This is a genomic window from Pseudomonas sp. PB106, from assembly GCF_009764645.1.
Classification (GTDB): Bacteria; Pseudomonadota; Gammaproteobacteria; order Pseudomonadales; family Pseudomonadaceae; genus Aquipseudomonas.
Genome location: NZ_RWIM01000123.1, coordinates 1 through 25,353, shown reverse-complemented (window position 1 = coordinate 25,353; position 25,353 = coordinate 1). Strand labels below are relative to the sequence as shown.

General features: G+C 60.5%; 13 protein-coding genes and 1 pseudogene. 11 read left to right on the top strand and 3 right to left on the bottom strand.

Going from position 1 to position 25,353, the window contains the following annotated elements; genetic code table 11:
- Positions 1–1,043 (top strand): annotated as a pseudogene (locus tag EJA71_RS16735) (hypothetical protein); the annotation flags it as partial.
- Positions 1,044–1,248: 205 nt separating this feature from the next.
- Positions 1,249–4,275, top strand: a complete 3,027-nt coding sequence (locus EJA71_RS16730; protein WP_158958571.1) for a hypothetical protein — start codon at positions 1,249–1,251, stop codon at positions 4,273–4,275.
- A 137-nt stretch (positions 4,276–4,412) separates the two neighbouring features.
- Here the strand turns inward: EJA71_RS16730 and EJA71_RS16725 are convergent, their stop codons facing one another.
- Positions 4,413–12,299, bottom strand: coding sequence for a retention module-containing protein (locus tag EJA71_RS16725; protein ID WP_158958569.1), 7,887 nt, complete (start codon positions 12,297–12,299; stop codon positions 4,413–4,415).
- A gap of 532 nt (positions 12,300–12,831) precedes the next feature.
- Between EJA71_RS16725 and EJA71_RS16720 the strand changes: the two genes are divergently transcribed.
- From EJA71_RS16720 to EJA71_RS16710, 3 genes are all read left to right on the top strand, one after another.
- Positions 12,832–14,190 carry a TolC family outer membrane protein gene (locus EJA71_RS16720; protein ID WP_158958567.1) on the top strand — a complete coding sequence of 453 codons (1,359 nt, stop codon included), beginning with the start codon at positions 12,832–12,834 and terminating at the stop codon, positions 14,188–14,190.
- A gap of 156 nt (positions 14,191–14,346) precedes the next feature.
- Positions 14,347–16,509, top strand: coding sequence for a type I secretion system permease/ATPase (locus EJA71_RS16715; protein ID WP_158958565.1), 2,163 nt, complete (start codon positions 14,347–14,349; stop codon positions 16,507–16,509).
- A 10-nt stretch (positions 16,510–16,519) separates the two neighbouring features.
- Positions 16,520–17,881 carry an HlyD family type I secretion periplasmic adaptor subunit gene (locus tag EJA71_RS16710; RefSeq protein WP_158958563.1) on the top strand — a complete coding sequence of 454 codons (1,362 nt, stop codon included), beginning with the start codon at positions 16,520–16,522 and terminating at the stop codon, positions 17,879–17,881.
- Between the two features lie 34 nt (positions 17,882–17,915).
- On the opposite strand, the gene EJA71_RS16705 is transcribed toward EJA71_RS16710, so the two are convergent.
- Positions 17,916–18,512: a tRNA-uridine aminocarboxypropyltransferase gene (locus EJA71_RS16705; RefSeq protein WP_158958561.1), complete on the bottom strand. Its 597-nt coding sequence runs from the start codon at positions 18,510–18,512 to the stop codon at positions 17,916–17,918.
- An 18-nt stretch (positions 18,513–18,530) separates the two neighbouring features.
- Positions 18,531–19,424, bottom strand: coding sequence for a LysR family transcriptional regulator (locus EJA71_RS16700; protein WP_053118206.1), 894 nt, complete (start codon positions 19,422–19,424; stop codon positions 18,531–18,533).
- Between the two features lie 292 nt (positions 19,425–19,716).
- Between EJA71_RS16700 and speB the strand changes: the two genes are divergently transcribed.
- The 6 genes from speB to EJA71_RS16670 all read left to right on the top strand — a co-directional run bounded on the left by speB (position 19,717) and on the right by EJA71_RS16670 (position 25,293).
- Positions 19,717–20,667 (top strand): agmatinase, encoded by a 951-nt coding sequence (gene speB / locus EJA71_RS16695; RefSeq protein WP_039761035.1) that lies wholly within the window; start codon positions 19,717–19,719, stop codon positions 20,665–20,667.
- Between the two features lie 10 nt (positions 20,668–20,677).
- Positions 20,678–21,100, top strand: a complete 423-nt coding sequence (locus EJA71_RS16690) for a nuclear transport factor 2 family protein (protein ID WP_158958559.1) — start codon at positions 20,678–20,680, stop codon at positions 21,098–21,100.
- A 55-nt stretch (positions 21,101–21,155) separates the two neighbouring features.
- A complete protein-coding gene (locus tag EJA71_RS16685) occupies positions 21,156–22,658 on the top strand; it encodes a cytosine permease (RefSeq protein WP_158958557.1) in 1,503 nt (500 codons plus the stop codon).
- A gap of 151 nt (positions 22,659–22,809) precedes the next feature.
- The gene (locus EJA71_RS16680) at positions 22,810–24,189 is read left to right on the top strand and encodes a sodium:solute symporter (protein ID WP_158958555.1); all 1,380 of its coding nucleotides are present in this window, start codon (positions 22,810–22,812) and stop codon (positions 24,187–24,189) included.
- Between the two features lie 86 nt (positions 24,190–24,275).
- Positions 24,276–25,001: an MBL fold metallo-hydrolase gene (locus tag EJA71_RS16675; protein ID WP_158958553.1), complete on the top strand. Its 726-nt coding sequence runs from the start codon at positions 24,276–24,278 to the stop codon at positions 24,999–25,001.
- 43 nt (positions 25,002–25,044) lie between these two features.
- Positions 25,045–25,293, top strand: a complete 249-nt coding sequence (locus EJA71_RS16670; protein WP_158958551.1) for an acyl carrier protein — start codon at positions 25,045–25,047, stop codon at positions 25,291–25,293.
- Positions 25,294–25,353 lie beyond the last annotated feature (60 nt).

The window sequence follows — 25,353 nt, the reverse complement described above, 5'->3', positions numbered from 1 at the left end:
GGCAAGGGCTTGAGTCGGCGGTCAGGGCGTTTACGGTCGCCGTCGCCAGTCGCCCGGAAATCACGGGTGTCACCGACGTCAGAGGCAACGTTCCGCCCAATGAGACAACCTATGAAACCAGTGTGACGGTAGCAGTCAAGGCCGAACCGAATCAGCGGGTGCAACTCTACGATGGCGCGGCAACGATTGGCGCGCCGATCACGCTGAATGCGGCGGGTGTTGGTAGTCTGGTGTTGCCGAATCTCGCCGCAAAAAACTATTCGTTGAAAGCCAGGAATCTGTATGGGCAAGGGCTTGAGTCGGCGGTCAGGGGGTTTACGGTCGCGGCGCACGTGGCGCCCTTTATTAGCTCAGTCAGAGATGCTGTCGGTGAGGTAACTAACGGCGCAACCACTCAATCCGCCAGCGTCACGGTTACAGGCGCCGTCACACCCGGACATTCGGTACACATTTACGACAATGGCGGATTCAGACATACCGTTGGGGCGCCCGGTGGCAGTTGGTCAACCTCCTTGACGATCGCCGTTGGTGGCCACTCGCTAACGGCAAGGGCTGTCACCACAGGACAGACCTCTAACGCTCGAAATTTTTCGAGAGAGGCAACCTTGGTTTATGAACTTACAGATTTTGAAAATGGGACATTTGGTGGATGGCAGGCTGGCCCAGCGGCGAGCGATCCGAGAGACTGGAGTATTAGGCTAGAACAGGGTAACCGCCGGTTGTTTAACAACACTTTTACAAATAACTCAGCTGGTGTCGTTCTAAGAAAAGTCTTTTCAAACTTTGAAATCGGACGACGTTATGAGTTTTCCATTGCTGCCACAACAAGGTACATAGGAGGAACCTCGAACGTTCCGACACTTTCATTGAGTACGTCCCAAGGTGCGTTAACGCAACCTACGCCGTTACCAAGATCATGGATTACCTTGTCGGGGACGTTCGTGCCACAAAGCAAACAACTAGAGCTGATGATTATTAACCACGTTGCGACTCACGATGGAAACGATTACGAAGTCGACAACTTGCTCATCCGAGCAATCTAACGAATAGCAAATTTGTCAAACAACAGCAGTTTAAAAAAAACGCCGAGTTCAACAGATAGTTGCTGCACTCGGCGATGCTTTATCCAAGTGAAGGAATTACCGCTCATCGGAAACCCTCCTCCACCTGTCAACTCTGACAGGTGTGCAAATCCCCGCCATCCCCCCTAATCACTCCATCGTCATCCATCGCCAGGAGTGCCCCATCATGCTGATTCAAGCGCTGAGAAACTTTCACCCTCTCGCTCTGCTGGACCCGGAAATTACCGGCGCAATTGCGTTACCAAGCGGCGATTGGGGCATCAACTTCGCCGCGGCGAAAGGTAATTTCCCGGATAAGGGCATGAAAGTGCAAATTCAGCCTTGGTCCGAAAAAGCGCTGAATGACAAGGTCGAGCTGCTGGTCAACGGTAAGCCGGTGGCGCACTCGGTCGTCACCGAACTGATTGAACTGCGAGAACGCACCACGCTATTCGTGCCGGCGGACGAGTTTCTCAGCGGGCAATGGACTCTGGCTTACCGCGTGACGCGGATTTTTCAGCAACCGGAGTCCTTCACGCCGGCGCTCGAACTCGACGTCAAACTGGAAATCCCCGCCGGTCAGGACATCGATCCCGAGTACGGCCACTCCGGGTTGTCCATGAAAATCCTTCCGGCAGGCATCGTGGAGGATGGCGTCGACAAGGACAGCGCGAAAAACGGTGTGGACATCATTGTGCTTGGCAAACCGGGCAGCACCGGTCTGTATGAAGACGCGGCTGTGGGTGACATCGCGCACGTCAGCTGGGGCGGCAAAATGGTGCTGTCGGCCCCGCTGACGCAGGCGCAGATCGATGACCCCGCGACCAATCCGTTCAAGATCCATATCGACGAAGCAACCATTCTCGCCGCTGGCGATTCCGGCCTCGAAGGCCTGGCCGTGACCTATTTCATCCGCGACCGGGTGTCCAATCAATCCGAAGACTGGTGCGAGGAAACCCGGATCGTCGTCGACACTGGTAACTCGCGGCTGGACGCGCCGATGCTGGAGGATGCCGACGGCAACGAGTTCGATCTGGAAAAACTGAAACCCGGCGACGATCTGACCCTGCAGGTCTGGGCGGAAGCTAAGGAGTTCGCGAAGAACGACGTCATCATCATGAACCTCAGAGGTGCGACCCTCGAGGGTGAAAGCGTCGACGTCAGTGTGCGCTACACCATCCAGAAAACACCGCCGACGTTAGTCGAAGTGCTCTTCAGTAGCGCCGGCGCCCGCGCGCTGGCAAAAACCCAAGGCATGTTTTCCTTTGAGCTGGAGCGCGACGGGAAGGTCATCAACCGCTCCAAAGGACGCTTCATCAAATTTATCGGTGAAGCCACCCGCCTCGCTGCACCGATTTCACTGGATGCAGTGAGCGGCGCGCTGGATCCTGATCTGGCTGTCACTCATGTTCGCATCCCGTACGATCCGCTGATCAAAGAAGGCAACGCCATCGAACTGAAATGGTTCGGCACCCGCCCCGATACCACCACCTACGATCCGGAACTTGAGTGGTTTTTCCCCAGTGCCACCGAAGCCAGCGACCCCAATGGCTTCATCGTCAGCGTCGACGGAAAACACCTCAAGACCCTCGAGGGCGGCACGCTGGATCTGTCCTATAACCTGCTCACCGATGAAAACGGCAATGTGGCCAGACGGCCATCGTTGCACGCCACCGTGCTGAATGTCGGCGAACCGCAATTCGAGCTGGTCAAACCGATCGTCCTCGGAGAAAAAGACGGAGCACTAGAGCCCAATGACCTGCCCAACGGCCTTGGCAAACTGACCGCGCCACGCCCGGTAAACAATCCGACCCAGTCCGGAGATACCGTCACGTACTTCTGGAGTGTCGAGGGCAGTGAGCCAGTCACCGACTCGAAAAAACTCAATGCCCTATCGGCGAACAAGGACGTGATCTTCACCCTCGACGCGAATTTCGTGGCCACCCACATCGAAGCCCATCGCGGTAAAACCATCACTGTGCGCTACGAGATCTTTCGCGTGGCGAGTAACACCACGAGTTATTCGAATCCGTTGGAGTTTGTGGTCGGTCAGCCGCTGGAGGCGGTGCTGCCGCTGCCACTATTGCCACAAGCAACGGGCGTTGGCGCCTTTGTCACGCTTGCCCCGCTGGACGTGCAGACCGGTGCCCGCGTCATCGTCGCCTACGACGGCATGACGACCTCGCAAAGCATCCAGTTGAGCCTGCTCGGCACCCCCGACGCCGGATCGCCAACGTTCCCACCGCAGCAAGGCTCGACCAGCGGCAGCGTCGAGTTTCTGATTCCCGCCGAAGCGATCGCGGCCAACATCGGCAACGCTGACAAGACTTTCACACTGGCCTACGAGGTCACGGCGGGCACGAGCAAATATCCATCGAAAGTGCTGACAGTGACGGTCACGCCGTTGCCTGCTACGGAGCTGGATAAAGTCAGTATCGTGCAAGCCGAGGGCAACGATCTGGACGTGACCAACGTCACCGAAGGCGCCACCGTCCTAGCGCGTGACTGGGCATTCATCGCGCTTAATCAGCGGGTCAAACTGGAACTCAAGGGCAAGACCGCAGCGGGCGCCGAGCACAATCTGCTGCTGTTGCCGTGGCCTGGTTCCTACGTCAATCAGGACTGGCTGAATGCGGGAGAATTTCAATATGCGCTGCCTTACAGTTACCTCACGGAACTGGGGCACGGGACTGCACTCGAGCTGCATTTCAAAGCGGCGCTAACACTGAGCGAGGAAGAGGCAGATGCGATTGTTGCGCCGTTGAAGACATATAGGATATCCAACCATACACTCTCGAAAACCTGGGACTTTAATGATCAAACTTTCCAGGGTTGGATTCCCCAAGGCTCATACAGGAAGGACCTGCATGTGAGTGGTGGAGTCGTTCACGCATTCACGAACTCCAGCTTTGGTTTCTCGGGACAAGTAATGACCTGTGCTATCGAGCTTGAAGCCGGCAGAACATACGATTTTGGATTCTCATTATCCGCGAGAACGGGTAATGGGGCTTTTGGTACAGTTTTGCAATTAACGATTAATGGGACTGCCATCGGTCCCGCTGTAGATACAAATCGACAAGTGAAATGGAAGCTAGGCACAGGAACTTACACAGCCACCTCTACCGGAACGTTTACGCTCGGACTTTCGAACCAAGTATTCAGTGGAGACGGCAACGACTTCATGGTCGACAACGTCTGGATGAAACAGCGCTGATCGCTACTATTTCCGATTGACCAGCTTAGCGTGGAGATTTGGTGATCAGGGAACGATCAGTATCCTAACCTCAGACAGAAAAAACCCGCCGCCCCGGTTCAACCGGGACGGCGGGTTTTGTCGTTTCAGCCCTCAGTTCAAACCGTGTCCACCTTCAACGAATGATCATTGAGCATGCCGCTGATGATCGTCGCTGTGTCGTGACCGCTGGCAATCATCCCGCCCGCGCCCGGCGTTACGCCGTAGTGGCTGGCGAGGTTGACGCCGGCCAGGTCGATGGTCTGGTTGGGCGTGGCACCGGCCATGGCGCTGACGTCGATGCTGGTCATCACCGACGCACCGCTGCCGCTGACGGTGAAGTGCAGATAATCGTCCAGCGACGCCGTGGTGCCGTTTTCACCTTGCAGCAGTTGCGACAGGTCGAGCTTGTCGGTGCCGGGGGTGAAGTCGGTGATGGTGTCGTGGCCGCTGTTGCCCTTGAGCCACTGGAAGGTGTCGGCCCCTGCTCCGCCAGTCATGGTGTTGTTGCCCATGCCGCCGATCAGCAGGTCATCGCCGCCCCCGCCATTGAGGATGTCGTTGCCCAAGCCGCCGTTGATCACGTTGTTATTGTTGTCACCGGTCAGCGTGTCGTTGAAGTTTGAGCCGATGAGGTTTTCGATGCCGGTCAGAGTGTCGGTGCCCGCGCCGAGGGTGTTTTGCGCACCGAGCACACCGAGGCTGACCGTGACGCCGGCAGTGGCGTGGGCGTAGCTGGCGGTGTCGATGCCGGTACCGCCGTCGAGCAAGTCATTGCCTGGGCCGCTGTAAAGCAAGTCGTTGCCGGCGCCGCCGTGCAGTTCGTTGTTGCCCGAGCCTGCGGTGAGCACGTCGTTGCCGTCGCCGGCGTTGATGATGTTGTCGCCGGTGCCCGCCACCAGAATGTCATCCCCCGAAGTGCCGGTGAGGAGGTGGCCGTCCTGGTAGCTGATGGTCACGGCCGCCGAATCGCTGCCGCCGTGGTTGTCGTTGGCGGTGTAGGTGCCGTGGTAGTCCGGGGTGACGTCGTGGGCCCCGGCGTAGTTGAGGGTCATGGTCAGCTGATAGTTTTCCGCCGCGTTGGCGTTGCCGCCCGTGGTGTTGCTGATGTTGGTGATATGGATCTGATAGACGCCATCGGCCGACGCCGTGAGGGTTTGCCCGTCCGCGAGGGCGATGTAGGCGCCGCCGTTGATCGAGTACTCCATGATGACGTGACCGGCCGCCAGGTTGTGGTCCAGATTGAGGGTTTCGCCCTGGCGCAGGTTGACGGTGATGCGGTCTTCATCGTTGGCGTTGCTGTTGGTCACTGCGCCGAGATAGCCACTGACCACCAGCACGGCGGTCATGGTCGCGGCGTTGGCACTGAACGCATTGCGCACGTTGGCCAGGTTCTGGTTGGCGGCGGTGTTGACGTTGGTGCCAGTGAAGTTGATCGCGCCGGTGCCGGTGAAGTCAGCGGATTTCGAGATCCATCCGGTGGTGAAGCTGGTCGGCGTAGCGCTGAGGGTGTCGCCATTCGGATCAGTATCGTTGGCCAGCAGCAACTCGCCAGGTACGACGATATTGCCCGACAGCACGTTGGTGATGACGTGATCGTCCACGGCCACCGGCGGCGCGTTGGGGATCACCTTCACGGTCAGCGTGGAGCTGGCGAGGTCGCCGTCGTTGTCGCTGACGGTGAAGCCGATGTTCTCGGTGATCACCACCGCGGTGGTTTTCTGCGAGGTGTAGGTGTAGTCGCCCGTGTCGAGGTTGATCAGCAGTGTGCCGCCGTTATTGGTGGCAATGCTCAACGTGTTGTTCACGGTGTTGAAGGTGCCGTGATTGGTGCCGCCGCTTGGCGTCAGCGAGCCTTGGCCGCCGAGGGCTTTCGGATCGTAGGTGTAAGTGGTGCCGTCGATGACGATGGATTTGATGAAGCCACCATCGGCGCCGAAGGTGCCGCCCTCACCCAGCAACGAACCGGTGACCGGCGCGCCGATGACGGTGCCGGACAGCACCGAATTGAGCTGGTTGAGATCGGTGACCACCACCGCGTTGGTGTTGGTGTGGCTGATGCCGTCGTAGGCCAGCGGGTCGAGGTTGGCGTTGCTCACGCCGCTGCCCAGGCCGATCGCGTAGTTCTTGATGTTGTTGGCATCGAGGAAGGCTTTCAGCGCGGCTTCGTCGGCGGTGCCGATGTCGCCTTCATTGGGTTTGCCGTCCGAGAAGAAGTAGCCGACGTTCTGCGCCCCGGTGAGTTTGCCCGAGGTGTTGAACGCGGTTTGCATGGTTGCCACAGCGGCGTCGTAGTTGGTGCCGCCGCCAGCACTGAGACCGGCCAGGAGTGTTTTGGCTGTGGCGATATCCACCCACACCGTGGTGCGGTCGGCGGCGTTGCTGCTGAACGTGACGAGCTGCACTTTCACATCGCCGAGGTCATCGTATTTGTCGAGCAAGGCGCTGATTGCCTGCTTGGCCAGCGCCAGCCGTGACAGGCCGGGCACACCGGAGGCGTCGGCCATACTGCCGGAAATATCGAGAACGATGAGGATGTTCGAGTCGATCTGCACCGCCGCCACCGAGCGATCCGACGCCACCGCTTTTGGCACGTCATCGACGATGTTGACGACGAGGGTGCTGGTGGTGCTGTTGCCCAGCGCATCGGTGGCTTTGTAGGTGAAGCTTTCGCTCAGGGTGTTCGCCCCGTCGTTGGCGTTCGGCGAGGTTTTCGGCGCCGAGGTCAGCGTGTAGGTGTAAGTGCCGTCGGCGTTGAGCTGGATCTGCCCGTAGCTGCCGGTAGCGCTGCCGACCAGGGTGTAAGTGAGCGCGCCTGTGCCGCCGCTGACCGCGCCGACCAATGTGCCGGTGGCGGTTTCGCCAGTGTTGGTGGGATCGCTGCCGGTGACCGTGCCGGGGGCGAGATCGGCGCCATCCTTGCTCAGGTCGAGGGCTTTCTCGAAGACTGTCACGTCTTGATCGACCGAGGCGACCAGTTTGCTGTCGGCGACGTTGATGGTGATCGTCGTGGTGCTTTCATCGCCATCGCTGTCGCGGATGGTGTAGGTGAAGGTGTCGGTGGCGCCCGGCGGGCTCACCGAGTTCGGGTTGCTGTGATACACGGCGTTGCCTGCAGCATCGAGGGTCAGGTAGCCGAAGTTGCCATTGATGTTGCTGTCGAGACCGCCGATGGCCGATGTCCCGGTGTTGCTGCCGGCGCGCACGCCGACCACCGTCGCGGCGCCATCGGCACCGCTGGCGTCATTGCCGAGCACGCTGACATTGACCGTGCCGCCCTCCGCCACCGCGCCGGTGTCAGGTTTGGCAGTCGGCAGATCATCGACGATGTTGACGTTGATCTGGCCGCTGGCGGTGCTGCCATCGGTGTCCGTCGCCACCACGTTGAAGTTCTCGGTAATGCTGTTGGCACCGTTGGCGTTCGGGTGGGTTTCGTTATCGACCAACGTGTAGCTGTAACTGACGACGCCGGTCGCCGGGTTGTAACCGGTGACGGTGAAGGTGCTGCCGAGCGGCGAAACCACGGACTGCGGGAAGCCTGCGGCGACGCCATTGCTGACCACGGCGATGCCGCCGACGGTGAGGGTTTGCAGGCCATCGAGTGCGGTGACGGTGAAGGTGCCGCTCTGGGTCAGCGCCGGGAGGTTGGGACTGCTGCCGTCGCCGAGATTTTTCTCGTAGACGGTGAGTTCGCCTCCGTTGACGTCGAGGCCGTTGAGCACCACCGGATCGTCATTGTTGTGCACCTGCAGGACGAGGTTGGCGGTGCTGGTGTCGCCGTCGGCATCGGTCAGCGTATAGGTGAACGTCTCGGTGCCGTTGCCGCCGCCGTGCAGGTTTTTGAAGTCGGCATCGTTGCTGTTCAAGGTGTAGGTGTACGTGCCGTTGGCGTTGAGCACCAAGGTGCCGTAAGTACCGGTGAAGGTGCCAGCGGTGATCGGCCCGGCATTCGGCCCGGTCGCCACCACGTCGGCACCTTGCACATCGTTGGTCAGCACGTTGCCGGTCAGGGTCAACTGGGTTTCCGAGGCGTTGTTGACGTTGCTGTCGTTCACCGCTCTCGGCACGTCATCGACGATCTTCACGACGATGGTGCTGGTGACGATGTTGCCCAGCGAATCGGTGGCCTGATAGGTGAAGGTTTCGCTCAGGGTGTTGGCGCCGTCGTCGGCATGCGGCGTGGTGCTCGCCGGCGAGGTCAGCGTGTAGGTGTAAGTGCCGTTGGGGTTCAGGACGATCTGCCCGTAGTTGCCGGTGGCGCTGCCGACCAGTGCATAGCTGATCGCGCCGACCGCCCCGGTGACCGAGCCGACCAACGTGCCGGACGCAGTTTCGCCGGTGCTGGTCGGGTCGCTGCCGGTGACCGTACCGGCGGCGATATCCGCGCCGTCCTTGGTCAGGTCCAAAGCTTTCTCGAACACGGTGACATCGGTGTCGCTGGTGGCTTTCAGGCAGCTATTGGCGACATCGATGGTGATGGTGGTGGTGCTTTCATCGCCGTCGGCATCGCGCACGGTGTAGGTGAACACATCCACCGCGCCCGGGCCGTTCACGACGTTGGGATTGCTGTGGTAAACCGCGTTGCCGTTGGCGTCCAGGGTCAGGTAACCGTAGGTGCCGTTGATGTTGCTATTGAGGCCACCGATGGCCGAAGTCGAGGTGTCGGAGCCGGCGCGCACGCCGACCACTGCGCCGGTCACGGCTGGGCCATCCGCGCCGCCGATGTCGTTGTCCAGCACGTTACCGCTGACGGTGTCGCCCTCCCTCACTGATGCCGCGTCAGGGTGAGCGCTTGGCAAGTCATCGACAATGTTGACGTTGATCTGGCCGCTGGCCGTGCTGCCGTCGGTGTCGGTCGCGACCACGTTGAAGTTTTCGCTGATGCTGTTGGCGCCGTTGGCATTGGGATGGGTTTCGTTATCGACCAGGGTGTAGCTGTAGCTGACGACGCCCGTGGTCTCGTTGTAGCCGGTGATGGTCAAGGTGCTGCCGAGCGGCGTGACGATCGATTGCGGAAAGCCTGCGGCCACGCCACCGGTCACCACGGCGATGCCGCCCACGGTCAGAGTTTGCAGACCGTCGAGGGCGGTCACGGTGAAGGTGCCGCTCTGGGTCAGCGCCGGAGTATCAGGGCTGGTGCCGAAGCTGAGGTTTTTCTCGTAGACGGTGAGTTCGCCGCCCTTCACGTCGAGGCCGTTGAGGTAGACCTGATCGTCGTTGTTGTGGATGTTCAACACCAGATTCGCGGTGCTGGTGTCGCCGTCCGCATCGGTAAGGGTGTAGGTGAAATTCTCGGTGCCGTTGCCGCCGCCGTGGAGGTTTTTGAAGTCGGTGTCGTTGGTGTTCAGCGTGTAGGTGTAGGTGCCGTTGGCGTTGAGTACCAAGGTGCCGTAGGTGCCGGTGAAGGTGCCGGCGGTCACAGGTCCGGTTGGCACTCGGTCAGCGCCTTGCACGTCGTTGGTCAGGACGTTGCCGGTCAACGTCAGCAAGGTTTCAGAAGCTGTCGATGGGTTGCTGTCATCGACGGCCTTTGGCAGGTCATCGACGATGTTCACATCCAGCGTGGCGTTGGCCGTGGTGCCGTTGTCATCCACCACTGTGACGGCGAACTGTTCAGGCAGATTGTTCGCGCCGTTGGCGTTCGGATGCGCTTCGTTGTCGACCAGGGTGTAGCTGTAGCTGACCACGCCGGTGGTGGCGTTGAAACCGGTGATGGTCAGCGTGCTGCCAAGCGGCGTAGTGATCGACTGCGGGAAGCCTGCGGCGACACCGTTGGTGACCACGGCAATGCCACCGACGGTCAGCGTGGTGACGCCATCCAGCGCAGTGATGGTGAAGGTGCCGCTTTGGGTGAGCGCGGTGGAGTCCGGTGCGCTGCCGTCACTGAGGTTTTTCTCGTAGACCGTCAGTTCACCGCCCTCAACGTTCAAGCCGTTGATGATCACCGGATCGTCATTGTTATGTATCTGCAAAACGAGGTTGGCGGTGCTGGTGTCACCGTCGGAATCGGTAATGGTGTAGGTGAAATTCTCGGTGCCGTTGCCGCCGCCGTGGAGGTTTTTGAAGTCGGCGTCGTTGGTGTTCAGCGTGTAGGTGTAGGTGCCGTTGGCGTTGAGTACCAAAGTGCCGTAAGTGCCGGTGAAAGTACCGGCGGTGACGGGCCCGCTGACTACGCGGTCGGCGCCTTGCACGTCGTTGGTCAGCACGTTGCCGGTCAAGGTGAGTTGGCTTTCCGAAGCGGTGGTGGTGTTGCTGTCATCCACGGCTTTTGGAAGGTCATCGACAATGTTCACATCGAGCGTGGCGTTGGCGGTGGTGCCGTTGTCATCCACCACGGTGACGGCAAATTGCTCAGGCAGGTTGTTCGCGCCGTTGGCGCTCGGATGCGTTTCGTTGTCGACCAGGGTGTAGCTGTAGCTGACCACGCCGGTGGTGGCGTTGAAACCGGTGATGGTCAGCGTGCTGCCCAGCGGCGTGGTCACGGATTGCGGGAAGCCTGCGGCGACACCGTTGGTGACGACGGCAATGCCGCCAACGGTCAGCGTGGTCACGCCGTCGAGTGCGGTAATGGTGAAGGTGCCGCTTTGGGTGAGCGCGGTGGAGTCCGGTGCGCTGCCGTCACTGAGGTTTTTCTCGTAGACCGTCAGTTCACCGCCCTCAACGTTCAAGCCGTTGATGATCACCGGGTCGTCGTTGTTATGGATCTGCAAGACGAGGTTCGCCGTGCTTTTGTCGCCGTCAGCATCGGTGAGGGTGTAGGTGAAGGTCTCGGTGCCGTTGCCACCGCCGTGGAGGTTTTTGAAGTCGGTGTCGTTGGTGTTCAGCGTGTAGGTGTAGGTGCCGTTGGCATTCAGCACCAGCGTGCCGTAAGTACCGGTGAACGTACCGGGCGTAATCGGCCCGGCATTGGGGCCGGTGGGCACGCGGTCGGCGCCTTGCACGTCGTTGGTCAGGACGTTGCCGGTCAGGGTCAGCAACGTTTCGGAAGCCGTGCCATTGATGTCGTCGACCGCGCGAGGCACGTCGTCGGTGATGTTGACGTCAAGCGTGCCGGTGGCGGTGTCGCCATTGCTGTCGCCGGCAATCACGGTGAACTGTTCGCTGAGGTTGTTGGCGCCATCGCCGGCGGCGTGGGTTTCGTTGCCGTTGAGGGTGTAGCTGTAACTGACAGCGCCCGTCGTCGGGTTGTAGCCGGTGATGGTCAGGGTGTTGCCCAGTTGCGTAGTGAACGATTGCGGAAAGCCGACCGGCACGCCGCCGGCAATGACGTTGATGCCGCCAATGCTCAGGCTGCTCAAGCCATCCGGCGCGGACACCGTGAACGTCCCGCTCTGGGTCAGCGCACCGGGGTTGGCCGCCGAACCGTCAGGCAGATTGGCTTCGTTGAGGTTCAGTTCACCGCCCGGCACGGCGAGGCCGTCGATGATCACCGGATTGTTGACCACCAGTGGCGGTGGCGGCGTAATCGGCGCGACGGTGTCATCGCCGTTGTCGACCACGGCATCAAAGCGATAGTCAGGAAATTCCGGGATGCCGCCGAACCCCGCCGTCGGGAAACCGATGATCGGATCGACTCGCCCGCCGACCTCCGTCAGCAACACAAAACTGTGCCCGCCGCCCAGTTCACCCGGCGAGCCGCCCGGTGCATTCGGACCGGCGGCAGTGGCTTCGGCGGTTTTGCTCGGGTCGTCACCAGCGGCAATGGCTTTCTGGATTTGCTCGACATCGGTCAGTTGCGCTTCGCTCGGGGTCACGGCCTCCGGCGCGTTGACGTGGGCGGCCTGATCGGCGAGCAATTGCCCGGTCATGGTCAGGCTGCTGTCGCGGCCGAGGGTCAGGTCCTGGCCATTCTGCAAATGCACCGCGACCGCACCTTCAGCGCCGGTGATCAGTTGATCGCCGGCATACAAGCGATCGCCCTCAACCAGTGCGCGTTTGCTGCCGTCGGCTGCCTGCGCGAAGACCTGACCAATGACTTTTGTGACGGTACCGATGAGCGTTGCCATGTGAAATCCTCCGCTGCCGACCACCGTCAGCACTGGTTCGCGAAGCAGCCCATGGCTCAATCGGGTTGTCGGAGGCGACGCTCGCACCTTCGACAGTTCGTTTTGCAGGGGTCATTTGAGGAGAAATCCCAGTGCTATCAAGCACTTGCAACCCCTAACTCAAACTGCCGCCCACTAACGCTACGTAACGGTGGTGAATCACCCGAGTGACAAAAATCTGTCGCTCTTTTGCCGCTACGCGTCCCTCCCCTTCAGCAGTACTTCGCCGTATGTCGCAAAGTGAATGGAACTTTCCTCAAGCCTTTCTGAGCTCCCTAAAGCGCATAAAACAAAGGCTTTCGTGCTGAACAATGTGCCGGATTTTACAAAGCGCATAAGTTTTTTTCGGAATAAGCCTTATGAAAAATTTTTCTTAGCTACGCTCTAGGATGTTCTTAGCTCTGTTGTTACAAGAGTGAAACGCTTACACCTATAAATATCGTCAAATATTTGGCGACAGTAACACACCATCAGGACTTAGGGAGATGCACCCATGCGCGTTTTAACCCCCCTCTGCAGCGCGGTTTTGCTGGCCATGGCTTGCACTTCTCAAGCCCAGGCCATGAACCTCACCGAGGCTATTCAAAGCACCATCGCCACTCACCCGGAACTGGCTTCGCGCGTGGACGCCCGCCTGTCGGCTGATGAACAGATCAAAGTTGCCAAGGGTGGCTTCTATCCGTCCGTCGATTTGAACGCCGCTTACGGTCGCGGCTACAGCGACAACACCAATACCCGGGCCTTCGGCAACCACGACACGCGCATTCTCAATTACACCCAGTCGGAGCTGCGCCTGCGGCAGATGCTGTTCGACGGTTTCAACACCGCCAACGAGGTCGAGCGCACCAAAGGCGTCTCCAATTCGCGCGCGTACTACGCGCAAGGGACCGCCCAGGATCTGGCCCTGCGCACCATCGAGGTCTACCTCGAAGTGCTCAAGCGCCGCGAACTGGTGACGCTGGCCCGCAATAACTTGCAGGCGCACTTGCGCGTCAACGATCAGATCGGCCTGCGCACCGAGCGCGGCGTCGGCAGCACGGCTGACTCGGATCAATCGGTCGCGCGTAAAGCGCTGGCGCAGAACAACCTCGACACCGCTGAAGTCGATCTGTCCGACGCCGAAGCCAACTTCTACAGCGTGGTCGGACGCATGCCCGATGAGCTGGAAACCCCGGCCTCGACCCGTGGCGAACTGCCGCCCGACTTGCGCGAAGCCCAGCAGAGCATGGTCGACAACAACCCGTACCTGAAATCCGCCCAGGCCGACGTGCAATCGGCCGAAAGCCAGTACGAAGTCGCCAAATCACCGTTCTACCCGCGCTTCGATGCCGAAGCGGCTGTCGGTGCGAACAACAACGTGCAGGGCGATGAAGGTCACGACAACGAATGGCGGGTGGGTGTGGTGATGAACTACAACCTGTTCCGTGGCGGCAGCGACAAGGCCCGACTGGCCGCCAATGCCCATGACATCAATCAGGCGATGGACATCCGCAACAACGCCCTGCGTCAGCTCAACGAGAACATTCGCCTGGCCTGGAACGCCATGCAGAACGCGAAGAAGCAGACCCCGACCGCTCGCGAATACGCCGAAACCACCAAACGCGTACGCGCCGCGTATCAGGATCAGTTCGGCCTCGGTCAACGCACCCTGCTCGACTTGCTCGACAGTGAAAACGAGCTCTACAACGCCAACCGCCGCTACACCGAAATCCGCTACACCGAGGAATATTCGATGTACCGCGTGCTGGCGAACATGGGCCAGTTGCTGAGCAAACAACGGGTGGTGCTGCCCGCCGATGCGATCGCTGCGACCGAAGTCAAAAACGAAGCGCGCTTGCCTGAACTGAAGTAAACGGTGCAGGGGCTGACTTTGCCCTGATCGTTCCCACGCTCTGCGTGGGAATGCAGCCCGTGACGCTCCGCGTCACTGGACGCAGAGCGTCCCTAGAGTCATTCCCACGCAGAGCGTGGGAACGATCAATGAAGCGGTAACAGGGGAGCGATCGATATGACTAGCATGGCCGGAGGCGGTAACGCCGGGGTCGATCCGCGGCTGAGCTTCGATGATCCGTTACTCGACGGTCTGTTGATCCTCTGCAAACTGCATGGCGCGACGGTCAGTCGTGCCAGCCTGAGCGCCGGGCTGCCTCTCGACAAACAACGCCTGAGTCTCGATCTGCTGCCCCGCGCCGCTGCCCGGGCCGGGTTGCAGGCGCGTATTCTGCGCCGCGAACTGAAAGATATTTCACCGCTCAACCTGCCAATTCTGCTGCTGCTCAATGACGGTCGCACCGCTGTTTTGCGGCGTTTCGGCGACGACGGCAAAGCGCTGATCCTGCCCAGCGAAGCCGACGGCGGCGAGCAATGGATCAGCCGTGAAGAACTCGCCGAACACTACAGCGGCCAGGCCTTGTTCGCCCGCCCGCGCCACGAACTCGAAGACCTGCGCTCACCGCTGGTGCCGCGTGTGCACGCGTGGTTTCGCGATACCCTCAAGCTGTCGAAATGGCTTTATAGCGATGCCATCCTCGCCAGTTTCCTGATCAACCTGTTAGGCCTGATGGTGCCGCTGTTCGTCATGCAGACGTATGACCGCGTGGTGCCGAATCAGGCGACGTCGACCCTGTGGGTGCTGTCGATCGGCCTGCTGATCGGCACCGGTTTCGAACTGGTCCTGCGCGTAGTGCGCGCGCACTTGCTCGACACCGCCGGGAAGAAAACCGATGTGATCCTTTCCGCGACTTTATTCGAGCGCATCACCGGCATGTCGATGAAGGCGCGGCCGGCGACCATCGGCGGTTTCGCCCAGAGCATTCATGACTTCCAGGGCCTGCGCGAATTCCTCACGGCGGTGACCCTGACCAGCCTCATTGACCTGCCCTTCGTCGTGCTGATGTTGGCGGTGATTGGTTTGCTCGGCGGCTGGCTGGTGGTGATTCCGCTGCTGGCGTTTCCGATCACGATCATCTTCGCCATGATCATTCAGGTGCGTCTGCGCGACACCGTGCAGAAAAGCCTGAGCCTCGGCGCCGAACGCCAGGCCGTGCTGATCGAAACCCTCGGCGGCCTGGAAACCCTCAAGGCCTGTAGCGCCGAAAGCGAACGCCAGCACAAATGGGAAAGCACCCACGGCGCCCTCACCCGCCTCGACAGCCATGCGCGCAATCTGTCGGCGCTGGCCACCAACGGCACGCTGTTCATTCAGCAGTTCTCGGGGATGGCGACGATTGTTGCCGGGGTCTACAGCATCATCGCCGGCAACCTCAGCGTCGGTGCGCTGGTCGCCACCTACATGCTTGGCAGCCGCGTACTCGCGCCGCTCGGGCAGATCGCCGGGCTGATCACCCGCTATCAGCAAGCGCAACTGACCATGAAAAGCACCGACGCGCTGATGGCCTTGCCGCAGGAACGTGACGGCAAACAGCGGCCATTGGAGCGCACACAGCTGCAAGGCGCGTTGGACGTCAACGGCGTGACCTTCCATTACAACGGCCAGAATGCGCCAGCGCTGAGCAACGTCACCTTCAGCCTGAAACCCGGCGAGCGGGTCGGCATCATCGGTCGCAGCGGTTCGGGGAAAAGTACCTTGGCGCGATTGGTCATGGGTTTCTATGAACCCGAGGAAGGTCAGCTGTTGCTCGACGGCCTCGACTTGCGCCAACTCGACGTCGCCGACCTGCGCCAGCAAATCGGTTATGTCGCCCACGACCTGCCGCTGCTGGCCGGCAGCCTGCGCGACAACCTCACCCTCGGCGCGCGTTACATCAGCGATTCGCGGATGCTCGAAGTGGCTGAACTGACCGGCGTGACCGAACTGGCCCGGCAACATCCGCAAGGTTTCGACCGGCCCGTCGGCGAGCGCGGGCAATTACTCTCGGGCGGGCAACGTCAGGCCGTGTTGCTGGCACGTTCGCTGTTGCTCGATCCGCCGATCATGCTGCTCGACGAGCCCACCAGCGCGATGGACAACAGCAGTGAAGACCAACTGCGGCAGAAGCTGCACGGTTGGGTGCAAGGCAAAACCTTACTGCTGGTGACCCACCGGACCTCGATGCTGAGCCTGGTGGATCGCTTGCTGGTGCTGGACAACGGTCGGGTCGTCGCTGACGGCCCGAAAGAAGCGGTCATCGATGCACTGCGCAAGGGCCGCGTCGGCTCGGCAGCGGTCTAGGAGTTGCCCCATGTCTGCTTCCTCCGATAGCAAAGATCGCGGCTACTTCGACAGTTTCGGCAAAAGCGCCGAAGCCGAATTCATGCCGGAAACCGCCGGCGCCTCGTTGCAGGATTCGCCGCGCTGGTCGCGGATCACCGTGTGGCTGGCGGCGGGCTTGCTGATCAGTGCGGTGGTCTGGGCCAAGTTCGCCGTGCTCGAAGAAGTGACCATGGGCGAAGGCAAGGCGATTCCATCGAGCAAGGTCCAGGTGATCCAGAACCTTGAGGGCGGTATCGTTACCGAAATTTTCGTTCGCGAAGGCCAGATGGTGAACAAGGGCGACACGCTGCTGCGTCTGGATGACACGCGCTTTCGTTCGAATAAAGGTGAAAGCGAGGCGGATCGTTATGCGTTGACGGCGCAGGTCGAGCGCTTATCTGCAGAGGCCGAAGGTCGGCCATTCAAGCTGTCCGATGAAGTGATCGCCAAAGCGCCGCAAGTCGCCGAAGACGAGCGTTCGCTGTACGAACAACGCCAGCGCCGACTGGCCAGCGAGCAGCGCACGTTAAGCGAACAACTGCGGCAGAAGACTCAGGAGCTGGCCGAGTTTCGCTCCAAGCAGGGCCAGTTCAGTTCCAGCCTGGGGCTGCTGCAGCAAGAGATGAACATGTCCGAACCGCTGGTGAAAACCGGCGCGGTGTCGCCGGTGGAAATCCTTCGGCTCAAACGCAGCGCGGTAGAAATTCGTGGCTCGCTGAACGCAACGACACTGGCCATTCCCCGCGCCGAATCGGCGATTGCCGAGATCCGCAGCAAGATCGATGAATCGGAACAGACCTTCCGCTCCGAAGCCGCGAAAGAGCTGAATGAGAAACGCACCGACCTGTCGAAAATCACTGCCACCAGCATCGCCATCGACGACCGCGTCACGCGCACCACCGTGACGTCGCCGGTGCACGGGGTGATCAAGCAATTGAAGGTCAACACCATCGGCGGCGTGGTGCAGCCGGGCAGCGACATGGTCGAAATCGTGCCGCTGGAAGACAACTTGCTGATCGAAGCCAAGGTGCGCCCGCAGGACGTCGCGTTCCTGCACCCGGGCCAGAAAGCCATGGTCAAGTTCAGCGCTTACGACTACACGATTTATGGCGGGTTGAGCGCCAAGCTTGAGCTGATCGGCGCGGACACGATCACCGATGACAAGGGCAACAGCTTTTATCTGATTCAGGTGCGTACCGATAAAAACCATTTGGGCGGGGATGTGAAACCGTTGCTGATCATTCCGGGGATGGTGGCGACGGTGGACATTATTACCGGGGAGAAAAGTGTCTTGGATTACCTGTTGAAACCGGTGCTGAAAGCGCGGACCGAGGCGATGCGCGAGCGCTAGCGAATGATCGTTCCCACGCAGAGCGTGGGAACGATCATCTATCGCCATGATTACGCTGGAAAGTCTCCTCCCCCATCGCCGCAATCTGCCCCTCGATCAGCGCCTCGAACGGTTTGAGCAGCGGTTCGAATGACGCCGGCGCTTCCAACGTTTGCAGCGCCTGCACAATCGCTTCAATCGTCGACAACGCTCCCGGCCCCGGTGCCTTGCGCAAGCGATAGCGCGACACCCCGCCCTCCGCCAGCGTCACCCGTGGCAACGCCGCCAGCAGCGGATTGAGGTGGAGCATCTTGCGCGCCTTGCGCCACGTGCCATCCGGCACCACCAGCAACAGCGGTTCATCGGACTCGCCATAAACCTGCATCGGCTGCGCATCATCGGCGGGAAACAACAACCGCGCGCGATAACCCGGTCGATTCAGCAACGCCGGCAAATCCTCGAACACCTCGCCAACGATCAGTTCGGCATTGGTCAAACCAAGTGCCGCCAACCGCGCGGTATTCAACGCATGATTGACCTCGCTCGGATGCTGCAACAGCAACACCCGCGTGCGGCTGTCGAGGTGCGGGATCAGCGGGCACAGGCAATGGGTTTCAGGGCGCAGGCAGCGCGGGCATTGGGGTCTGGGCATGGTTGTTTTTCCTGCAAGCTACGCCTGATTGAGCTGGGCTTTGAGCAAATCACGGAATGTCTGAATCAACGGTTCGCGGCTACGGCCCCGGCGCATGATCATCGAGAACGGCGCCTGATAACCAAAGGTCGCCGGCAGCAGCACACGCAAATCGCCCTTGTCGGCCCACGCCTGCGCGTAGTGCTCCGGCAAGTAACCGATGTAGGCGCCGGACAACACCAGAATCAGCTGCGCCTCCATACTTTCCACGGTCGCGGCACTGTGTTTGAAACCGTGCCGGGCCAGTTCCGCCTGGCTCCAATAGCCACGGCCGACCATGCGCTGCTGGGTGATGACCTGCTCGGGGATGCGCCGCTCGTTGAACAACGGGTGCCGGCTGCTGCAATACAGCCAGTGTTGTTCGCGGTACAGCGGCATGTAGACCAGACCGCTCATCCGTGTGGAAAACGCGCCGATGGCCAGATCGAGACGGTTGTCCTGCACGCCGAGTTGCAGTTCGTACGGGCTCATCACCGACAAATGCAAATGCACCGCCGGGTGTTCCTGGCTGTAACCGCCGATGGCTTCGGCGAATGGCAGGGCCTTGTCGCTGACGGTGGAGTCGATCACACCGAGGTTGAGCGTGCCGCGCAGTTCGCCTTTGAGCGCGGCGGCGTATTGCTCGAACCCCTCGAGTTCGGCGAGCAGGCGCAGGGTTTCCTGGTGGAACAGCTCACCCTTGCTGGTCAGGCTGAACCCGCCGCGTCCGCGATGACACAACACCAGACCGAGCGCGGCTTCGAGCTGGCTCATGTAGGTGCTGATTGCCGAGGTCGACAGGTTGAGTTCCTGCTGCGCATTGGCGAAACCCTGATGCCGCACGACGCTGACGAAGATGCGCAACAGTTTCAGGTCGGGTAAAGCGTTGGCCATGTCTACTCCAAGGATCGTTCCCACGCTCTGCGTGAGAATGCAGCCCGTGACGCTCTGCGTCACCTGCGAGTACGGCTGGACGCGGAGCGTCCGTGGATGCATTCCCACGCGGAGCATGGGAACGAGCAGGTGTGGAAGTCTGGCATTAGTTTAGAAAAATCTGAACTAAGTTTTTGCCCGTAGCGATTCTTTCGCCGCACTTCATTTCGCATCATCGGCCCCACAGCGGCGTCCGAACCTTTGCTCTACGGCGCGCCGACATAAATAAAACAAAGACGATGAGGCCTTACCCGTGGACAAGATTCTTCACCAACCACTGGGCGGCAACGAAATGCCGCGCTTCGGCGGCATCGCCACCATGCTCCGACTCCCCCATGTACCGACCGCTGCCGGCCTGGACGCTGCCTTCGTAGGCGTGCCACTGGACATCGGTACTTCGCTGCGCCCCGGCACCCGTTTCGGGCCACGCGACATTCGCACCGAATCGGTGATGATCCGCCCATACAACATGGCGACCGGCGCGGCGCCATTCGACTCGCTGTCGGTTGCCGACATCGGTGACGTGGCGATCAACACCTTCAACCTGCTCGACGCCGTGCGCATCATCGAAGAAGCCTACGACAACATTCTCGAGCACAACGTGATCCCGATGACCCTGGGCGGCGACCACACCATCACCCTGCCGATCCTGCGTGCGATTCATAAAAAACACGGCAAGGTCGGTCTGGTGCACATCGATGCCCACGCTGACGTCAACGATCACATGTTCGGCGAGAAAATCGCCCATGGCACCACTTTCCGCCGCGCTGTCGAAGAAGGTCTGCTCGATTGCGACCGTGTCGTGCAAATCGGTCTGCGCGCTCAGGGTTATACCGCTGACGACTTCAACTGGAGCCGCGATCAGGGCTTCCGCGTGGTTCAGGCCGAAGAATGCTGGCACAAGTCGCTGGCACCACTGATGGCCGAAGTGCGCGAGAAAGTCGGCGGCGGCCCGGTGTATCTGAGTTTCGACATCGACGGCATCGACCCGGCCTGGGCACCTGGCACCGGCACCCCGGAAATCGGTGGCCTGACGACCATTCAGGCAATTGAAATTATCCGCGGCTGCCAAGGCCTCGACCTGATCGGTTGCGATCTGGTAGAAGTCTCGCCCGCTTATGACACCACCGGCAATACCTCGCTGCTGGCCGCCAACCTGCTGTACGAAATGCTCTGCGTACTGCCAGGCGTGGTCCATCGCTGAGGGTCGGGTCATGAACGAACGTGATCAGGTTTTGCAAGCGGCCGCCGATCTGGTGTCCGCCTTCGCCCGCAATGATCGCGAAGCTTATTTCGGCGCGTTCAGCGCCGATGCAAGTTTCGTCTTCTACACCCTCGAACAGCCGCTGCTGTCGCGCGATGCCTATCAGGCCTTGTGGGACAACTGGCGCGCCGAGGATGGCTTCGAGGTGCTCTCGTGCACCTCGAGCAACGCCTTCGTCAGCCTGCAGGGTGACGTGGCGATTTTCATCCATGACGTGGCCACCGAGCTGCGCATGCAAGGGGAGCAACACTTCAGCCAGGAGCGCGAGACGATTGTTTTCAAGAAACAAGCGTCGAGCCTAGAACAACAAGGCCATTGGCTGGCCTGCCACGAACATTTGTCCGCAATGCCGGAAGGGCTGCCATCCCCTTAGCCAAGACAGGTGACGCTCACGCACGATGAGCGCGCCTTTATGATCGGAGCAGATCATGAATAACAACAACAACGACCACAGCCTTACGCAAATTGAAACCCACGGGGTCGAACAGATCCCGGACCACGAACGTACCGCAGGCCCGACGGACTTGTTCCGGATGATCTTCGGTGGTTCGAATACCTTTGCCACCGCCGTGCTCGGCAGTTTCCCGGTGCTGTTCGGTCTGTCTTTCCAGGCCGGCGTCTGGGCGATTGTGCTGGGCGTGCTGCTCGGCTCGCTGATCCTCGCACCGATGGGCCTGTTCGGCCCGCTCAACGGCACCAACAATGCCGTGTCGTCAGGTGCGCATTTCGGCGTGCACGGGCGGATCGTCGGTTCGTTCCTGTCGCTGTTGACCGCTATCGCGTTTTTCTCGCTCTCGGTGTGGAGTTCGGGGGATGCGCTGATCGGCGGTGCGAAACGCCTGATCGGTCTGCCGGAAACCGACCTGACCCTGGGCCTGGCCTACGGTCTGTTCGCGATTCTGGTGCTGACCGTGTGCATCTACGGCTTCCGCTTTTTGCTGTGGGTGAACAAGATCGCGGTGTGGAGCGCCAGCCTGTTGTTCCTGCTGGGCATCTTCGCCTTCGCCGGTCCTTTCGACGCGCATTACGCGGGCACCGTCAGCCTCGGGCAACCGGGCTTCTGGGCCGCGTTCATCGGCGCGGCACTGGTGGCGATGAGTAATCCGATATCCTTCGGTGCATTCCTCGGCGACTGGTCGCGTTACATCCCGCGTGAAACCTCCAAGCAACGCATCATGGCGGCGGTTGTGCTGTCGCAGATCGCCACGTTCATCCCGTTCCTGTTCGGCCTGACCACCGCGACCATCGTTGCGATCAAGGCGCCGGACTACATCGCGGCGAACAACTATGTGGGCGGTTTGCTGGCGGTGTCGCCGAGCTGGTTCTTCCTGCCGGTGTGCCTGATTGCGGTGATCGGCGGCATGTCCACCGGCACCACGTCGCTGTATGGCACAGGGCTGGACATGTCCAGCGTGTTCCCACGGGTTCTCTCGCGGGTGAAAGCAACGCTGCTGATTGGTGTGCTGTCGATTGCCTTCATCTTCATCGGGCGCTTTGCGGCGAACCTGGTGCAGAGCGTGTCGACCTTCGCTGTGCTGATCATCACCTGCACCACGCCATGGATGGTGATCATGATCATCGGCCTTCTGGTGCGTCGCGGCTTCTACTGCCCGGATGACCTGCAAGTGTTCACTCGCGGCGAACAGGGCGGGCGCTACTGGTTCAGCCACGGCTGGAACTGGCGCGGCCTGGGTGCATGGATCCCGAGTGCGGCGGTTGGCCTGTGCTTCGTGAACTTGCCGGGGCAATTCGTCGGCCCGCTGGGTGAAATGGCCGGCGGCATCGACATCAGTTTGCCGGTGACCCTGGGCCTGGCCTCGGTGGTGTACCTGACGCTGCTGAGCCTGTTCCCGGAACCGCGCGAAGTGTTCGGCCCGAAGGATGTGCGGCGTGAAGCCGCAGTAAAACCTCAACTGCGTCAGGCCGCCTGACGCAGATCCCTGTAGGAGTGAGCCTGCTCGCGATGACTGCAGCACATCCAACATCGATGTGACTGAAAGACCGCTATCGCGAGCAGGCGAAGGCCTACAAGGGAAATGATTTTGGCCTCAACATAAAAAAGACAATCGGAGACACGCCATCATGGCTTTGGATTTATTCGTCGTCCTCATCTACGCCGCCGGCATGCTCTTGCTCGGCTACTTCGGCATGCGCAAGGCCAAGACCAACGAGGACTTTCTCGTTGCCGGTCGTAACCTCGGCCCAAGCCTGTACATGGGCACCATGGCCGCGACCGTTCTCGGTGGCGCGTCTACCGTCGGCACCGTGCGTCTGGGCTACGTGCATGGCATTTCCGGTTTCTGGCTGTGCGCGGCACTGGGTTGCGGCATCGTTGCGCTGAACCTGTTCCTCGCCAAACCGCTGCTGAAACTGAAGATCTACACCGTTACCCAGGTCCTCGAAAAACGCTACAACCCGATGGCCCGCTCGGCGAGCGCGGCGATCATGCTGGCCTACGCGCTGATGATTGGCGTGACCTCGATCCTGGCGATCGGCACCGTCCTGCAAGTGCTGTTTGACCTGCCATTCTGGGTGTCGGTACTCGTCGGTGGTGGCGTCGTGGTGATCTACTCGGCGATTGGCGGCATGTGGTCGCTGACCCTGACCGACATCGTCCAGTTCATCATCAAGACCGTGGGCCTGATGTTCATCCTGTTGCCGATCTGCCTGTACCGCGTTGGCGGCTGGGACGAACTGGTACTGAAACTGCCGGCGACCGCCTTCAGCTTCACCACCATCGGCTGGGACACGATCATCACCTACTTCATGATCTACTTCTTCGGCATCCTGATCGGTCAGGACATCTGGCAACGGGTGTTCACCGTCAGGACCGCCAAAGTCGCGCAATACGCCGGCAGCATCGCGGGCGTCTACTGCATCATCTACGGTCTGGCCTGCGCCCTGATCGGCATGGCCGCGCATGTACTGATCCCGGATCTGGACAACGTCAACAACGCCTTCGCCGCCATCGTCAAACTGTCGCTGCCGGACGGCATTCGCGGTCTGGTGATCGCTGCCGCACTGGCCGCGATGATGTCCACCGCCAGCGCCGGTCTGCTCGCCGCTGCCACCACCGTAACGGAAGACCTGCTGCCGAAACTGCGTGGCGGTAAACAGTCGAGCCTGGCGATCAACCGCCTGTTTACCCTGTTGACCGGTGTGGTCGTGCTGGGTATCGCGTTGGTGGTGAACGATGTGATCAGCGCCCTGACCCTCGCTTACAACCTGTTGGTGGGCGGCATGCTGATCCCGCTGATCGGGGCGATCTTCTGGAAACGCGCAACCACCGCCGGCGCTATCGCCAGCATGGGCCTGGGTTTCGCCACCGCGCTGCTGTTCATGTTCAAGGATGGTCTGGATGCGAACACGCCGATCTACTACAGCCTGGCCGTGGGTCTGGTGAGTTTTGTGGTGGTCAGCCTGGTCTCCCCTCGCCCGGCAACCGTGGCGAGCGCGATCTAAGCTCTGATGTAACGACTTGATGCTTTCTTCGACGGGTGTGGCGTCGGTTGCCACACCCGTTTTTTTACGCCCGGAGAAAATGGCTTATGAAGATCGTTTCGCGCGATCAGTGGTTTGAAGTGCAATCGCTTAGTGACGGCATTCGGTTGATCCATGAGCCGTATATTCGGCCGTTCTATCGCTGCAACCTGTGGCATGTGCAGGGCCGCGACAAAGACCTGTTGCTGGACAGCGGTTCGGGATTGGTCAGCCTGCGCGAGCAGTTGCCGTGGATCACCGAGCGGCCACTGGTGGCGGTGGCCAGTCATTGCCATTTCGACCACATTGCCGGGCATCATGAATTTGCTGAACGGCTGGTGCACCCGGCCGAGGCTGACATCCTGGCCGCGCCCGATGGCGAGAATGATTTAAGCCGCGCGTTCGTCGGCGACGACATGTTCGAGGCGCATCCGGACTGCCCGTTGTGCTACGCCGAATACCGGGTCAAGGCCGCGCCCGCCACCGGGTTTGTCGAGGACGGCGATGTGCTGGATCTGGGCAATCGCACGCTGCAAGTGCTGCACACACCGGGGCATTCGCCGGGCGGGATCAGCCTGTATGAGGCGGCGACGCAAACCCTGTTCAGCGGCGACATCATCTACGACGGGCCGCTGATCGAAGACGCCTACCATTCCAATCTGCAGGATTACGCCACCAGTCTGCGGCGTTTGCAGGCATTGCCGATCCGCACGGTACATGGCGGACACTTCGGCAGTTTTGCCGGCGAGCGTTTGCGCTCGATGATTGACGAATGGTTGCGCGAGCACGCCTGAGGCCTGCTTCACTCAAGCAGAACAACAATCAGAAAAATCTGCCATGAGAAGAGCTGCCGTGCGTGCCGCCGTGCATCGATTCATCCAGCGCTTGCTGGAAAACCGCGAGTTCAACGACAACACCAGCCTGGTGCAACTGGGCCTGGAGAAAGCCGATATCGAGGATCTGATCTTTCATCTGGAAGATGAATTCGGCCTGACGGCGTTCACCGCCGAGGAAGACCGCATGCTCAAGACCGCGAAGACAGCGAATGACTTGAGCCGGTTCTTGCTGGAAATCGGCCGGCATTAAAAGCAAAAGATCGCAGCCTGCGGCAGCTCCTACACGGGTCAATGTAGGAGCTGCCGCAGG